Below are 14,286 nucleotides of genomic sequence, written 5' to 3' on the forward strand. Positions count from 1 at the left end.
TGTAGGCTATGAGGGTAGAAGTTACTAAATGACATTGTTTCTCAATTTGCGGCCCCAGCTGGGGTTGCTGCATTGGAGGCCATTTTGTTTGTACAAAACCAACTCAAGTCCTGGATCGCCAGCATCCGCAGCAAGACCGCCTTGCCGCTACGCATAGAATTGTGGAATGGCCAGCATGTCGACCTGTCCAGCGAAGCGCCCAGAGTCACCATCCGCCTGCCGACCGTCGCCTCGGCCCGCTATCTGCTGAACCCGTCGCTGGCCAATCTGGGCTCGGCCTACGTGGAAGGCAATATCGAAGTCAAGGGCACGGCGATGGACATGATTTCCATCTGCAATGCCCTGGCCCGCAATACCTTGAAGCCGGAAGGCAAGCTGGCGCGCATCGTGCGCAGCTTTACGCATGACAAGAGCAAGGATGCCGAAGCCATCCGCTACCACTATGACGTGTCGAACGCGTTCTACGAACAGTTTCTCGACCCCGCCCTCGTGTATTCCTGCGCCTACTTCGAACACGGCGATGAAACCCTGGCGCAGGCGCAAGTCAAGAAGATCGACCATATCCTGAAAAAAATCCAGTTGCAGCCGGGCCAGACCCTGCTCGACATCGGCTGCGGCTGGGGGGCCCTCGTCATTCGTGCCGCACAACAATATGGCGCTCGCTGCGTGGGCGTGACCCTGTCGGAAAACCAGTACGCGCTGGCGCGCGAGCGCGTGGCGGCAGCCGGCCTGGCCCACCTGATCGACATCCGCCTGCAGGATTACCGCGACGTGACGGGCCAGTTCGACCGCATCACCAGCGTGGGCATGTTCGAGCACGTGGGCCTGAAACACTTGCCCGACTACTTTTCCATCATCAACAAGCTGCTGGCGCCCGATGGCATGGCGATGAACCACGGCATCACCTCGACCGATCCTGACAATGGCGAAACGCCGTATGGCGGCGGGGAATTCATCGAAAAATATGTGTTTCCGCACGGCGAGCTGGCGCACATCGGCAATGTGCTCAAGACCATGCAGCAAGGGGGACTGGAAGTGCTGGACGTGGAAAACCTGCGGCGCCACTATGCGCGCACCTGCGCCCTGTGGACGGAGAATTTTGAAGCCCATGCCGAGCAGATCCGCCCGCTGGCGGGCGAACGGCGCTTCCGCATCTGGCACGTCTACCTGGCCGGCTGTGCCTATGCTTTCGAGCAAGATTTGATCAGCTTGTACCAAATCGTCTGCGTCAAGGCGGGCCGACGCTCTTCCACCCTGCCCTGGTCGCGCAACTATATGTATGCGCAGGACGCCAAGCCGGCGCCCGTGCTCGCCAGCTGACAGGCACGCTGGGCATCACTTCAGGCGCCCCGCGTACATGGCGCGGAATTTCTCCACCTTGGGCACGACGACCAGAGCGCAATAGCCCTGCAAGGGATGCTGCTCGACATAATTCTGGTGGTAATCCTCAGCCGTATAAAAGGTGGCTGCCGGCGCCAGCTGCGTGACGATGGGCGCATCCCACACGCCGGCCATTTCGGCCAGTACCTTGCGCGCCACGCTTTCCTGCCCGGCCGATTGGTAATGGATGACGGAACGGTATTGCGTACCGACATCGTTCCCCTGCCGATTCAGGGTGGTGGGATCGTGCAGCGTAAAAAAGATTTCCAGCAAGTCGTGGTAACTGATGACGGCAGGATCGAATTCCAGCCGCACCACTTCCGCGTGGCCCGTGTCGCCCGTGCATATCTGTTCATACGTGGGGTTGGGCACGCTGCCGCCCGTGTAGCCGGACTCGACGCGCGTCACGCCGCGCACTTCCGCGTACACGGCAGCGAGGCACCAAAAACAGCCACCGCCCAATACCGCCACTTCCGTCTGCTCATTCATGATGCCCTCCTGCAACGCCTCTGCGACGTATCATTTCACCACTGTAACGTAAAGCGCCATGGCCTGCAGCGTCGCTTGAAACGGCGCGTGAAGCACCGCACATAGGGGCATGCTGGCCACGATTGCGCTGGCGCGGCCGATTTTTGGCATAATGTCAGCAAATAGACAGGTCACCCATGAACACACGCTCTCCCCGCGCGCCAGCGCAAGAATTCGATACGACACATTTCCGTCAGGCACTGTCGCAGTTTGCCACCGGCGTGACGGTCATTACGACGCGCCTGGCCGACGGCAGTTTCCGTGGCTTGACGGCCAGTTCCTTCAATTCCGTCTCGCTGTCGCCGCCCCTGGTGCTATGGAGCCTCGGTTCCGTGGCGAACAGCATGCCCATTTTCAGCGGCAACTCGCACTACGTCATCAACGTGCTGGGCGCCGACCAGGCGGAACTGGCGCAGCGCTTTTCACGCCGCACGCCCAATCCCTTCGACGACGTGGAATACGAACTGTCGCGCACGGGCCAGCCCATCCTGAAAGGCGCATCGGCCTGGTTCGAATGCCACAACCGCAGCCGCTACCCGGAAGGCGATCACGTCATTTTCGTGGGCGAAGTGGAACAATGCGCTTTTGCCGCGCAGCCGCCCTTGATCTTCCACAATGGAAAGTTCAATACACCGCCGGCCTGAGCGGGACAAAAAAAAATCCGCCGAGGCGGATTTTTTGTTTTACAGGGTAAATTTGTACCCGATGCTGACACTCACGGCAACCGGGTCGAGCTTGATATCCTGCGTCTGCCCCGTCGAGAATTTCGCCCTGGTTTTCAGGTAGGTCTTGACCACGGCCACGTCGGCAAACCAGCGCTCATTGATGGCCAAGGTGCTGCCGACCACCAAGCTGCCTGTCAGCTTGTTGTCCATACGGTAGGTCACTGGTTTTCCACCCGGATCCAGCAAGGCCGTCATCTGGCCCGAGCCTTTTTCCTTCTGGAAATAGGCATACGTCAAGCCCCCGCCCACGTAAGGGCGGATCATCGCATTGGGCTGGAAGAAACGGTACTGGATGAAAGCCGTCGGCGGCAAGGCTTCCGCCGTCCCCAGCTTGCCCGTGCCCTTGATGGCACCGGCGCCGATCAAGTCATGCTTGTACGGCACGCCCAGGATCATTTCAGCGGAAACATTGTCCGTGATCATGTAGGCAAAGGTCAGGATGGGCTTGGTATCCGACTTGACGTCGGCCTTGGTGCCCGGCAGTGCCGGCGCGGAAATGTCGCCACTGTCCACGTGCGGCGTGATCTTGTTGAGGCCAGCCTTGGCCATCCAGGTGCCTGCGCTTTGCGCCGAAGCGCCCGTCGCCATGGCCATCGCGGCTGCCGCGGCCAGCACGCGTACAGCGGTATTCAAACGATTCTTCATCTTGTCTCCTGATTCAATATGTGCGAAGTGTTCCGCGTCAAGTCTTGTCGCTGCCGGCAGCGGCTGCGCCTCCCAGGCACGGCCGCTGCGGCCATCCCTTACAGCCAGCCCCGCACGACCATGTCCTTGGCCACATAACGGGCCAGCAACAGGTTATTGAACGGCGTAGGATGCACATCGTCGGCATACGAGTAGTGGCTGACGTCGCCCGCTTTCAGGTTCGAGCCATTGCACACGAGCGAGCTGCCCAATATGTTTTTCGCTGGCGTCAGGTCGCATGCCGTCTCGCTGACGTTGGTCAGGCCATACGGGCCAGGATTGGTGCCCTGGTCATGGCTGACGGCAAACACGTCGACCAGCAAGACTTTCGCATTGCCGTTCAAGCCGGCGCTCAGTTCGCCATTGAAGGCGCCGACCATGGCATTGATGAGCGCCTTGGTGTTGGCATCCTTGCTCAAGCCCGATGGCGTACCGGCCACGTCCGGCAGGTTGTTGACCACCACATAGTTGGCGCCCTTGGCAATGACCTGGTCCTTGACCAGCGCCACCAGTTCGCTACCAGCCTGTTTCATGGCGGCAACCAGCAAAGGCCCCTGAGCCGCAGCGTAATCGGCACCGGCCTTGGCGCCGGCAGCATTGCCCGTCACTGTCGCATCGGCTTGTGCCTTGGCGACCAGCGGGCCATATACGGCAGGCGAAGCGACGGCCGTATTACCGGCAATGACAGCAGCTTGCACGGCGGCACCAACGATGGTCGCCGACGTGGCGCCAGGCGCGGCGCTGGCTGTCTTGACGGCGGCGCCGATGGCAGCCGCTGCCGTGGCAGGATTGGTGGCGCCGGCCGCCAGGGCCATGGTCAGGTTGGTGGCGAAGGCCTGGGCGCCAGCGGCCGCGCCAGCAGCCTGGCCAGCGGCAGTCGCGCCCGTTTGCAATGCGCCCAGCTGATACAGCACGTCATTGCCGCCTGCCATCACGAAGACGGCTTCCGTGCCGCTGAACTTGCCGCCGGAAACAGCCAGGTGGTTCGCGATCTGCGTCACCACGGGCACAGTCAGGGCGCCCAGCGCACTGCCCGTCGCCTTGTTATTCGGGCCAACCGGATTGGTCACGCGCGAACCACCCATGGCGTAGCCGAAACAGCCGGCATGCTTGACGCGGGCAACGGCCAATCCCTGCGCCGCATTGCCTTCCAACCCAGTCTCGGCAGCACATGGCGCGGCCAGGCCGAATTGCGCGGCCAGGTGCTCGGTCCAGTTCTTGCCCGTCAGTTCAGGATTGATCTTGGTATTGTCGCCATTGATGGTGAACTTGCCGCCACCTTTCGCCGCCACCGTACCCACGGCATACGAGCCGACGTCGGACAGGCTGTCGCCGAACGACACCTGCGCCGTGTATTTGACTTTCAAGGTTTGATCACCGCCACTGGCGCCGCCGCAACCTGCCAGGACAGCCGCCGCCAGCACGGCCAGCGCGAATTTTGTTTGATGCATTTTGTCTCCTCGGTCTTTTTTCTGGTTTCTAAACGAACGGGCGTGCTATTCGCTACCCAACTAATATGCCATCGTTCCTCAGGCTTGTATAGAAAATATGTTTTAAAAATCAACGGAATAACAACACCGTCGGTGCCCTGTCACAACCGGGCGATCCGCTGAATTATGGAGGATTTACTATGTTTCGTGGCAAGCATCTCTATTGCGCTGCATCAAGAAAAAGCCCCTTGCGGGGCTTTTTATGATGGGGACAGGAATTGCTGCAAGATACCACTTGAGCCGAACGCGGCACGCCGCAAGCGGTCATTCACGCCCAGCCACGCGGGGCCGGTGGGCGGTGCTTCGACGAGTATCAGCTCGGCGCCGACCTGGTCCATCGTGCGCAGCGAGGCATACAGCGCATGTGCGTAATTTTCCGGGGTCGCCGCCAGGCGCACGCTGGCGCTGGCTGGCGGCAGATCCGAATAGTGGATCAGGGCCACGCGGCGCCCGTCATTGAGCAGGCGGTTCAAGGTGGCGCCCACGTCGTCGCTGTGTTGCATCGCAACAGGCGTGTGCGGCGCGTAGTGCGATTCCAGGGTGCCCGAGGCGCGCGGCGCAGCTGCGTCCGCCACGGCCGGTGCGCGGCCAATCACGGCAGCGATCTGCTCGCTGCTGATATGGCCGGGACGCAACAGCACGGGACCGTGTGTGGCCAGGCGCGACAGGTCGACGATGGTCGACTCGATGCCCACGTCGCTCTGCCCGCCATCGAGTACCAGGCCCAGCAAGCCGCTATCGAGTTCCGCCGCGAATTCATCGCGCACATGCTGCGCCGTGGTCGGGCTGACATTGCCGAACTTGTTCGCCGACGGCGCCGCCAGGCCGCCGTTGCCGCCCTTGAAGGTACGTAGCAATGCGATAGCCACCGGATGCGACGGGCAGCGCAAGCCCACCGTGTCCTGGCCGCCGGAAACGGCGTCGGGGATATGCGCGGCGCGCTTGACGATCAGGGTCAGCGGACCAGGCCAGAATGCAGCCACCAATTGCTGCGCTTCCACGGGAATGTCGTCGGACCAGTGCGCCAAGTCGGCGCCGGGCGCCACGTGCACGATCACGGGGTGGTCCGATGGACGGCCCTTGGCTTCATAGATGCGCGCCACGGCGGCCGGGTTTTCCGCATCGGCGCCCAGGCCATACACCGTTTCCGTCGGGAAAGCGACGAGGCCGCCCGCCTCCAGCACGGCAGAAGCCGCTGCCAGGTCTTGTGCGGGCACGCTCACGGCGCGATTCCCAGGATCAGGCAAGCGTCATGCAGGCGCTGCTGCGCTTGCGGCAAGGTGGCGGCGATGAAGGTCAGGTGGCCCATCTTGCGGCCACGGCGCGGGTCATCCTTGCCATACAGGTGCAAACAGGCGCCCGGCAGCGCCAGCACCTGGTCCCACGCCGGCTCGCAGGCAACATCGCTGCCGTCGGCAAACCAGGCGTCGCCGAGGATGTTAAGCATCACGGCCGGCGAATGCTGGCGCACGTCGCCCAGCGGCAGACGCGCCATGGCCCGCACCTGCTGCGCGAATTGGCTGGTGACGCAAGCGTCCATCGTGTAGTGGCCGCTGTTGTGGGGACGCGGCGCCATTTCATTGACCACCAGGCTGCCATCTTCCAGCACGAAAAATTCGATGCACAGCACGCCGACATAGCCGAGTTCGGCAACCATGGCTTGCGCCGCCCGCTGCGCCTTGGCGGCACAATCGTCCGACACGTTCGGGCCCGGCACGGTGGTGGTAAACAGCACGCCGTCACGGTGCACGTTTTCGGCGATCGGATACACGACCGATTCGCCGTCCACGCCGCGCGCCGTCAACACGGACACTTCATACGCCAGCGGCAGCATCTTTTCCAGCAGGCAAGTTACTTGTCCCATTTCCGCGAAGGCGGCGCGCACATCGTCGCGCGTGCGCACACGGAACTGGCCCTTGCCGTCATAGCCCATGCGCACGGTTTTCAGTATGCCCGGCAGCAAGTTGTCGCCGATGGCATCGATGTCGTCCTGCGTGGCGATGACCATGTGCGGCGCCGGCAGCACGCCCGACTTGCCCGCACAGTCGACAAAGAAACGCTTTTCCGCGATGCGGTCCTGCGCCACCGATACGCCGTGGGCATCCGGCGCCACGAAGACGTGGTTGGCCAGGCGCGACAGGCTGTCGGCCGGCACGTTTTCGAATTCCGTGGTGACGGCCAGGCATTGTGCCGCCAGGGCGTCGAGACCCGCCACATCGTCATAACCGGCATTGACGAGGCGCTGCGCCACCTGCCCCGCAGGGCAGGCATCGGACGGTTCCAGTACAGCTACCTGGTAGCCCATGCTCTGGGCGGCCTGGGCAAACATGCGGCCGAGCTGGCCGCCGCCCATCACGCCCAGCCACGCCGGTGGATGAGCGGCGGGCAGCAATGGGGAAGTCGATTTACTATTCATTATTTTTCAAACACATTATTCAGGCAAGACCATGGCCTTGGCGGCGGCCGTTTGCGTGGTGCGGAAGGCTTCCAGACGCTCGGCCAGGGCGTCGTCATTGGCCGCAAGCATCGCCACCGCCGTCAGCGCCGCATTTGCCGCACCCGCTTCGCCGATGGCGAAGGTGGCGACCGGCACGCCCTTGGGCATTTGCAGGATGGACAGCATGGAATCTTCGCCACGCAAGTATTTCGATGGCACGGGCACGCCCAGTACCGGGACGATGGTCATCGCGGCCACCATGCCAGGCAGGTGGGCCGCGCCGCCGGCGCCGGCGATGATGGCGCGCAAGCCGCGCGCGCGCGCGCTTTTCGCGTACGCATACATTTCGTCGGGCATGCGGTGCGCGGAAATGACTTGCGCTTCGTACGGCACGCCGAACTGTTTCAGGATGGCAACCGCATTCTGCATCACTTCCCAGTCCGAGGACGAACCCATGATGACGCCGACCAGCGGCTTATTTTGCTCGCTCATCTCAGGCCTTCAGCTTCTCGCCCGTCAGGCGTTCGATGGCTTCGAAATACTTGGCCTGGGTTTTTTCGATGACGTCGGCCGGCAGGGCTGGCGCCGGTGCGGTCTTGCCCCAGGTCAGGGTTTCCAGGTAGTCGCGCACGAACTGCTTGTCGAACGACGGTGGCGAAATGCCAGGCTGATACGAATCGGCAGGCCAGAAGCGCGATGAATCGGCCGTCAGTACTTCATCCATCAGATGCATGACGCCATTGTCGTCCAGGCCGAATTCAAACTTGGTGTCGGCGATGATGATGCCGCGCGTGGCAGCGTATTCGGCGGCCGTCTTGTACAGGGCAATGGCCACATCGCGCATCTTGGCGGCCAGGTCGGCGCCGATGCGCTCTTCCATTTCAGCAAAGCTGATGTTTTCATCATGCTCGCCCAGTTCGGCCTTCGCTGCCGGGGTAAAGATCGGTTCCGGCAGTTTTTCCGCTTGCTGCAGGCCGGCTGGCAAGGCGATGCCGCAGATGCTGCCCGTGTCCTGGTAATCTTTCCAGCCCGAACCGATGATGTAGCCGCGCACGACTGCCTCGACCATGATCGGTTTCAAGCGCTTGGCCACCACGGCGCGGCCCTTGACTTGCTCCACTTCCTCGGGCGCCACCACGGATTCCGGCGCCACGCCGGTCAGGTGGTTCGGCACGATATGGCCCAGTTTCTCGAACCAGAAGTCGCTCATCTGGTTGAGAACCTTGCCCTTGCCGGGGATAGGCTCGTTCATGACGACATCGAAGGCCGACAGGCGGTCCGTGGTGACGATCAAGATCTTGTCGTCGCCAACGGCGTAGTTGTCGCGGACCTTGCCGTGGCCCAGCAATGGCAGGGAGTGGATGGAAGTCTGATAGAGGCTGTTCATAGCGGGGGAATAGTTGGATGAAACGAAACCGGCAGGCAGGGGGTGCCCGCCGGTCGAGAAAATCGGGCACGGAGCATTGCATCCGGCCCGTTCCAGACAGAATTTTACTTCACAATTTGCGACAGCTCGCCGGCCTTGTAGCGCTCGGCCATTTTTTCCATCGTGATGACCTTGATTTTCGACGCCTGGCCTTCGCAGCCGAAAGCCTGCATGCGCGCGCGCACGATTTGCTCGGCGGCGGTGCGGGCTGGCTTCAGGAAGTCGCGCGGGTCGAATTTCGACGGGTTCTCGAACAGATACTTGCGGATCGCGGCCGTCATCGCCAGGCGGATGTCGGTGTCGATGTTGATCTTGCGCACGCCGTGACGGATGCCTTCCTGGATTTCCTCGACTGGCACGCCGTAGGTTTCCTTCATGTCGCCGCCGAATTCGCGGATGATGGCCAGCAATTCCTGCGGTACCGACGAGGAACCGTGCATCACCAGGTGGGTGTTCGGGATGCGCGCGTGGATTTCCTTGATGCGGTCGATGGCCAGGATGTCGCCCGTTGGCTTGCGCGTGAACTTGTAGGCGCCATGCGAGGTGCCGATGGCGATCGCCAGGGCGTCGCACTGGGTGCGCTGCACGAAGTCGGCCGCTTGCGCCACGTCCGTCAGCAGTTGCTCGCGGGTCATGGTGCCGTCGGCGCCGTGGCCGTCTTCCTTGTCGCCCTTCATGGTTTCCAGCGAACCGAGCACGCCCAGTTCCGCTTCCACCGTCACGCCGATGGCGTGCGAGAATTTCACCACTTCACGCGACACTTCCACGTTGTATTCGTACGAAGCGACCGACTTGCCGTCCGCTTCCAGCGAACCGTCCATCATGACGGACGTGAAGCCCGAGCGGATGGCGGCCATGCAGACGGCCGGCGACTGGCCGTGATCCTGGTGCATGACGACGGGAATGTGCGGATACGCTTCGACGGCGGCGTCGATCAGGTGGCGCAGGAACGCTTCACCGGCGTACTTGCGCGCGCCAGCGGACGCTTGCATGATCACCGGGCTGTTGAGCGCATCGGCGGCAGCCATGATGGCTTGCACTTGCTCCAGGTTGTTGACGTTGAAAGCAGGAATGCCATAACCGTTTTCGGCGGCATGGTCCAGCAGTTGACGCATGGATACGAGAGACATGGTAATACTCCAGATAACAATAGAAACCGTTGCGGCGCTTCGCGGTGGTCAATAACCGCGCCGGCGCCTGAATTCTTGGGCCTTATTCAAATTCGCCCACTGTTACAATCTTCAAGGCATTCGTGCCGCCCACCTGGCCCATCGGCTCGCCCCAGGTGACGACGATCATGTCGCCCTTGCGGACGATGCCCTGCGCCACCAGCAGCTCTTCCGCCTGCTTCAGCACTTGCGCGCTGGGGGCGTTCTGCATCAGATGATACGCCCGAACATTGCGGTACAGCGCGGCTTTGCGCAAAGTCGTCACGCTGGGCGTGAGTGCATAGATCGGCGTATCGATACTGTGGCGGCTCATCCACAAGGCGGTGGAACCCGATTCCGTCAGCGCCACGATGGCTTTGACGCGCAAGTGGTGGGCCGTAAACAGCGCGCCATACGCGATCGACTGGTCGATGCGGGTAAATGTGACGTTGAGGAAATCGGCATCGAGCTTGTTGTATTCGGACTGTTCCGCTTCCACGCAGATGGCGGCCATCATTTCCACCGTCTCGATCGGGTACTTGCCCGAGGCCGTTTCGGCCGACGTCATGACGGCGTCCGTGCCATCGAGCACGGCATTGGCCACGTCGGACACTTCCGCTCGGGTCGGCACGGCGTTGACGATCATCGATTCCATCATCTGCGTGGCCGTGATGGCCAGCTTGTTCGACGCGCGCGCCATCTTGATCATGCGTTTCTGCAAGGCCGGCACGGCCGCATTGCCCACTTCCACGGCCAGGTCGCCCCGCGCCACCATGATGCCGTCGGACGCATCGAGGATTTCCTGCAGCGCGGGAATGGCTTCCGCGCGCTCGATCTTGGCGATCATCATCGGCTTGTGGTGGTACGGTTCGCCGGCGATATTGGCCAGCTGGCGCGCCATTTCCATGTCGGTCGCGCATTTCGGGAAGGAAATGGCCAGATAGTCGGCCTGGAAACTCATGGCCGTCTTGATATCTTCCATATCCTTGGCCGTCAGCGCGGGCGCGGACAGGCCGCCGCCCTGGCGGTTGATGCCCTTGTTGTTCGACAACTCGCCGCCGATCTTGACGGTGGTGTGGATTTCGCTGCCGTGGATACGCTCGACGATCAGCACGATGAGGCCGTCGTTCAGCAGCAGCACGTCGCCCTTGTGCAAATCGCGCGGCAGGGCCTTGTAGTCGAGGCCGACGCGTTCCTGGTTGCCCAGTTCGCCGTTTTCGCCCCACTTGGCGTCGAGGATGAAGCGCTCTCCCGCTTCGAGCTGAATGCGCGTGTTTTCAAACTTGCCGACGCGAATCTTCGGCCCTTGCATGTCGGCCATGATCGCCACTTCGCGCCCGCACTCGGCCGCCGCCAGACGCACCAGCGCCGCGCGGTCGATATGGTCCTGTGCCTTGCCGTGGGAAAAATTCAAACGCACCACGTCGACACCCGCACGTATCATCTTCACCAGGATATCGAAGTCGGTGGAGGCAGGGCCGATTGTTGCTACGATTTTTGTACCGCGTGGCATAGGAGTCCTTGTGCGCGAGCGAAGGTGAGCAAGGCCGGCTCGATGCTGCATCCGGCAAGGTAAAAGCGCAGCGGTCAGGCTGCGCTTGGTATTGCACTACAGTCAGGCTTTATCAGCCAGCACGTTGCATGAGAATTTCTACTGCGGGCAAAGTCTTGCCTTCCAAGAACTCCAGGAAAGCGCCGCCGCCCGTCGAGATATAGCTGATTTTATCGGTAATGTCGTATTTGGCAATCGCCGCCAGGGTGTCGCCACCGCCAGCGATGGAGAATGCTTTCGAATCGGCGATGGCCATGGCCAGGGTCTTGGTGCCGTTGCCGAACTGGTCGAATTCGAACACGCCGACCGGGCCGTTCCAGACGATGGTGCCGGCGGCGGCGATCTGCTGTGCCAGCAGGGCCGCCGTTTTCGGGCCGATATCGAGGATCATGTCGTCGTCCGCCACGTCGGCCACGTCCTTGACGGTGGCAACGGCCGCAGGCGAGAATTCCTTGGCGCACACGACATCGACAGGAATCGGCACTTGCGCGCCGCGCTTGGCCATGATCTCGATGATGGCCTTGGCTTCCTCGACGAGTTCCGCTTCCACCAGCGACTTGCCGACGTTCAAGCCGACGGCCTTCATGAAGGTGTTGGCGATGCCGCCGCCGACGATCAGGTTATCGACCTTGTCGGACAGGGCTTTCAAAATGGTCAGCTTGCTCGATACTTTCGAACCAGCAACGATAGCCAGCAATGGGCGGGCTGGCGCGTGCAAAGCTTTCCCCAGTGCATCGAGTTCGGCGGCCAGCAAGGGGCCGGCGCAGGCGACGGGGGCGAACTTGGCGATGCCGTGCGTGGACGCTTCCGCGCGGTGGGCCGTGCCGAACGCGTCGTTGACGTAGATATCGCACAATGTCGCCATTTTTTGCGCCAGCTCATCGCTGTTTTTCTTTTCGCCCTTGTTGACGCGCACGTTTTCCAGCAGGACGACCTGGCCGGCAGCCAGGGATTCCAGGCCGGCGCCGTCGACCCAATTTTGCTTCAATGCAACTTCCTGGCCCAGCAGCTCGGACAAGCGGGCGGCCACGGGCGCCAGGCTGTCGGCCGGCTTGAACTCGCCTTCCGTCGGACGGCCCAGGTGCGACGTCACCATGACGGCGGCGCCAGCGTCCAGCGCGGCGCGGATGGCCGGCACCGAGGCGCGGATGCGCGTGTCTTCGGTGATCTTGCCACTGTCATCTTGCGGGACGTTCAGGTCGGCGCGGATAAACACGCGCTTGCCTTGCAGTGCATTTTGGGCGATCAAATCTTGCAGACGAATGAAGTTGAGAACAGCTGACATGGCGATCCAGATGACGAGTGGAAGGAAGTGCGCTATTTTACCGCAATGCCCAGCGCAAATCCCCGATTTGTCCTGCTTTACTGAAAAACGTGCAACAGTCGCAAGCCCGTGAAAACCAGCATGCCAAACACGATGGTTTGCAGCATATTGCGGCGGATCACAAAAAAGAGCGTAGCGGCAATACCGGATAACAGTTTCAAATTCGACAATTCAAGGTGCACTTGCTGCCCCTCCATCAGCATGTCGGGCGCGATGATGGCCGCCAGCGCGCAGGCCGGCGCATAGCGCAGCATCTCGCCCACGCGGCGCGGAATGGTGATGTGATGGCCGATCAGCCAGAAGGTGCTGCGCGTGGCGGCTGTCGCCACTACCAGCACGGCGATGGCGATCCACACGTCGGCCCTGCCCCAGTCTATGCCGTCAAACATGGCGTTTTGTCCATTTTTCTGTCAACTCTTCCACGGCCATGGCGCTGACCATGCCCACCACCACGGCCACCAGCAAGCCCAGCTTATACGGCAGACTGAAGGCCAGCACGGCCACCGCGCCCGCCACCAGCACGCCGCACAGGGCGGCGCGGCTGAGGATCAGCGGCACCGTCACGCACAGGATCGCCAGGGTGCCGGCAAAGCCCAGCCCCCATTCGGCCGGCACGACGGCGCCCAGCACGATGCCGATGAAGGAACCGATTTGCCAGGCCAGCCAGTTGGGATAGATCAAGCCTTTCAGGAAAGGCAGCTTGGCCGAGTCCGGCGTTTCATGGGGGTAGCGCTGCAGGAACAGGCCCACCGTGATGTCGCCCGCCACATAGCCGAGCGCAAAGCGCTGGCGCCACGGCAGATGGGAAAAATGGGGGGCCAGCAGCACGGAAAAGATGACAAAACGCAAATTAACGACGAGGGCCGTGGCAAAGATCACCCACACGGGCGCCTGCGCGGCCAGCAGGGGCAAGGACGCGAGCTGGGCCGAACCGGCAAAGACAAACAGGGTCATGGCCCCCGCCTGCGCGACAGTCAGGCCGCTTTTCACCATGGCCACGCCCACCACCATGCCCCAGGCGGCGATGCCCAGCAGGGTAGGCGCACCCAGGTTCAACCCGGCGCGCCAGGCATCTTTCAGCAGGGCATCGTCGCTGGCGGCCGGGACGGCGTTCACGCGATGCTCCTGCAGGCGTATTGTGGTAACTGCACAACAATGGTGCGCGGAGAAAGGCTCCGCAACGGTGATACCGGCAAGGCAAATCCAGTCAGTGTGGCGCTGCAGCTGCCATATTTCCGCAAAAACCCGCGCCGCAGCCGAAGATGATCGAGCCGCCATTTTAGCCATGATTTTTGCTGTCTGCCTGAATCCGTTAAAATCGTGGTTTTGGCAGCAGCCGACTTCCTTCCATACAGCCTCACGGAGCATGACAAGATGACAAAAACCACCCAGCCAGCGGTCGAACTCGACAGTAAAGACCTGCCAGCCCACTGCCCTAACCCGGCCATGCCGCTGTGGTCGTCGCATCCGCGTGTGTTCCTGGAATTCAACAAGGACGGTATCGCCAAGTGCCCTTACTGCGGCACGGCCTACACCCTGAAGGAAGGCGCCAGCGCCGGCCATCATTAAACTGCCCAGCGGCGCGCCCCCAG

At 62.0% G+C, this 14,286-nt stretch carries 15 protein-coding genes; 3 read left to right on the forward strand and 12 right to left on the reverse strand.

Annotated elements, in window-relative coordinates; translation table 11 throughout:
* Positions 1–84: 84 nt before the first annotated feature.
* Positions 85–1,320, forward strand: a complete 1,236-nt coding sequence (locus O3297_RS18605; RefSeq protein ID WP_034780842.1) for a cyclopropane-fatty-acyl-phospholipid synthase family protein — start codon at positions 85–87, stop codon at positions 1,318–1,320.
* A gap of 15 nt (positions 1,321–1,335) precedes the next feature.
* Here the strand turns inward: O3297_RS18605 and msrA are convergent, their stop codons facing one another.
* Positions 1,336–1,869: a peptide-methionine (S)-S-oxide reductase MsrA gene (gene msrA / locus O3297_RS18610; protein ID WP_034780844.1), complete on the reverse strand. Its 534-nt coding sequence runs from the start codon at positions 1,867–1,869 to the stop codon at positions 1,336–1,338.
* A gap of 176 nt (positions 1,870–2,045) precedes the next feature.
* Here msrA and O3297_RS18615 point away from each other — a divergent pair, with 176 nt between their 5' ends.
* The gene (locus tag O3297_RS18615; RefSeq protein ID WP_034780584.1) at positions 2,046–2,552 is read left to right on the forward strand and encodes a flavin reductase family protein; all 507 of its coding nucleotides are present in this window, start codon (positions 2,046–2,048) and stop codon (positions 2,550–2,552) included.
* Between the two features lie 39 nt (positions 2,553–2,591).
* Here the strand turns inward: O3297_RS18615 and O3297_RS18620 are convergent, their stop codons facing one another.
* The 11 genes from O3297_RS18620 to O3297_RS18670 form a co-directional block, all read right to left on the reverse strand.
* Positions 2,592–3,278, reverse strand: coding sequence for an OmpW family protein (locus tag O3297_RS18620; protein WP_305049391.1), 687 nt, complete (start codon positions 3,276–3,278; stop codon positions 2,592–2,594).
* A 98-nt stretch (positions 3,279–3,376) separates the two neighbouring features.
* Complete coding sequence (locus O3297_RS18625; protein ID WP_305049392.1) at positions 3,377–4,768, reverse strand: SGNH/GDSL hydrolase family protein; 1,392 nt, start codon at positions 4,766–4,768, stop codon at positions 3,377–3,379.
* Between the two features lie 239 nt (positions 4,769–5,007).
* Positions 5,008–6,030, reverse strand: a complete 1,023-nt coding sequence (locus O3297_RS18630; RefSeq protein WP_070281677.1) for an L-threonylcarbamoyladenylate synthase — start codon at positions 6,028–6,030, stop codon at positions 5,008–5,010.
* Entirely contained in the window at positions 6,027–7,223 is a 1,197-nt protein-coding gene (locus O3297_RS18635; RefSeq protein ID WP_305049393.1) for a 5-(carboxyamino)imidazole ribonucleotide synthase, read from the reverse strand. Before O3297_RS18635 ends, O3297_RS18630 begins: the two co-directional genes overlap by 4 nt.
* Before the next feature lie 15 nt (positions 7,224–7,238).
* The gene (gene purE / locus O3297_RS18640; RefSeq protein WP_151097242.1) at positions 7,239–7,736 is read right to left on the reverse strand and encodes a 5-(carboxyamino)imidazole ribonucleotide mutase; all 498 of its coding nucleotides are present in this window, start codon (positions 7,734–7,736) and stop codon (positions 7,239–7,241) included.
* 1 nt (position 7,737) lies between these two features.
* The gene (locus O3297_RS18645; protein ID WP_034780603.1) at positions 7,738–8,631 is read right to left on the reverse strand and encodes a phosphoribosylaminoimidazolesuccinocarboxamide synthase; all 894 of its coding nucleotides are present in this window, start codon (positions 8,629–8,631) and stop codon (positions 7,738–7,740) included.
* Positions 8,632–8,735: 104 nt separating this feature from the next.
* On the reverse strand, positions 8,736–9,800 hold the full coding sequence (gene fba / locus O3297_RS18650; RefSeq protein ID WP_010401625.1) for a class II fructose-bisphosphate aldolase: 1,065 nt from the start codon (positions 9,798–9,800) through the stop codon (positions 8,736–8,738).
* Between the two features lie 82 nt (positions 9,801–9,882).
* Positions 9,883–11,331 (reverse strand): pyruvate kinase, encoded by a 1,449-nt coding sequence (pyk, locus tag O3297_RS18655; RefSeq protein ID WP_034780607.1) that lies wholly within the window; start codon positions 11,329–11,331, stop codon positions 9,883–9,885.
* 112 nt (positions 11,332–11,443) lie between these two features.
* The gene (locus O3297_RS18660) at positions 11,444–12,655 is read right to left on the reverse strand and encodes a phosphoglycerate kinase (RefSeq protein WP_305049394.1); all 1,212 of its coding nucleotides are present in this window, start codon (positions 12,653–12,655) and stop codon (positions 11,444–11,446) included.
* 77 nt (positions 12,656–12,732) lie between these two features.
* Positions 12,733–13,083: an AzlD domain-containing protein gene (locus tag O3297_RS18665; RefSeq protein ID WP_034780613.1), complete on the reverse strand. Its 351-nt coding sequence runs from the start codon at positions 13,081–13,083 to the stop codon at positions 12,733–12,735.
* The gene (locus O3297_RS18670) at positions 13,076–13,810 is read right to left on the reverse strand and encodes an AzlC family ABC transporter permease (protein WP_305049395.1); all 735 of its coding nucleotides are present in this window, start codon (positions 13,808–13,810) and stop codon (positions 13,076–13,078) included. Before O3297_RS18670 ends, O3297_RS18665 begins: the two co-directional genes overlap by 8 nt.
* 258 nt (positions 13,811–14,068) lie before the next feature.
* Here O3297_RS18670 and O3297_RS18675 point away from each other — a divergent pair, with 258 nt between their 5' ends.
* Positions 14,069–14,263: a zinc-finger domain-containing protein gene (locus tag O3297_RS18675; RefSeq protein ID WP_034780619.1), complete on the forward strand. Its 195-nt coding sequence runs from the start codon at positions 14,069–14,071 to the stop codon at positions 14,261–14,263.
* Positions 14,264–14,286 lie beyond the last annotated feature (23 nt).

The sequence above is a fragment of the Janthinobacterium sp. SUN128 genome (assembly GCF_030587275.1).
In the GTDB taxonomy this organism is placed as follows: Bacteria; Pseudomonadota; Gammaproteobacteria; order Burkholderiales; family Burkholderiaceae_D; genus Janthinobacterium; species Janthinobacterium lividum.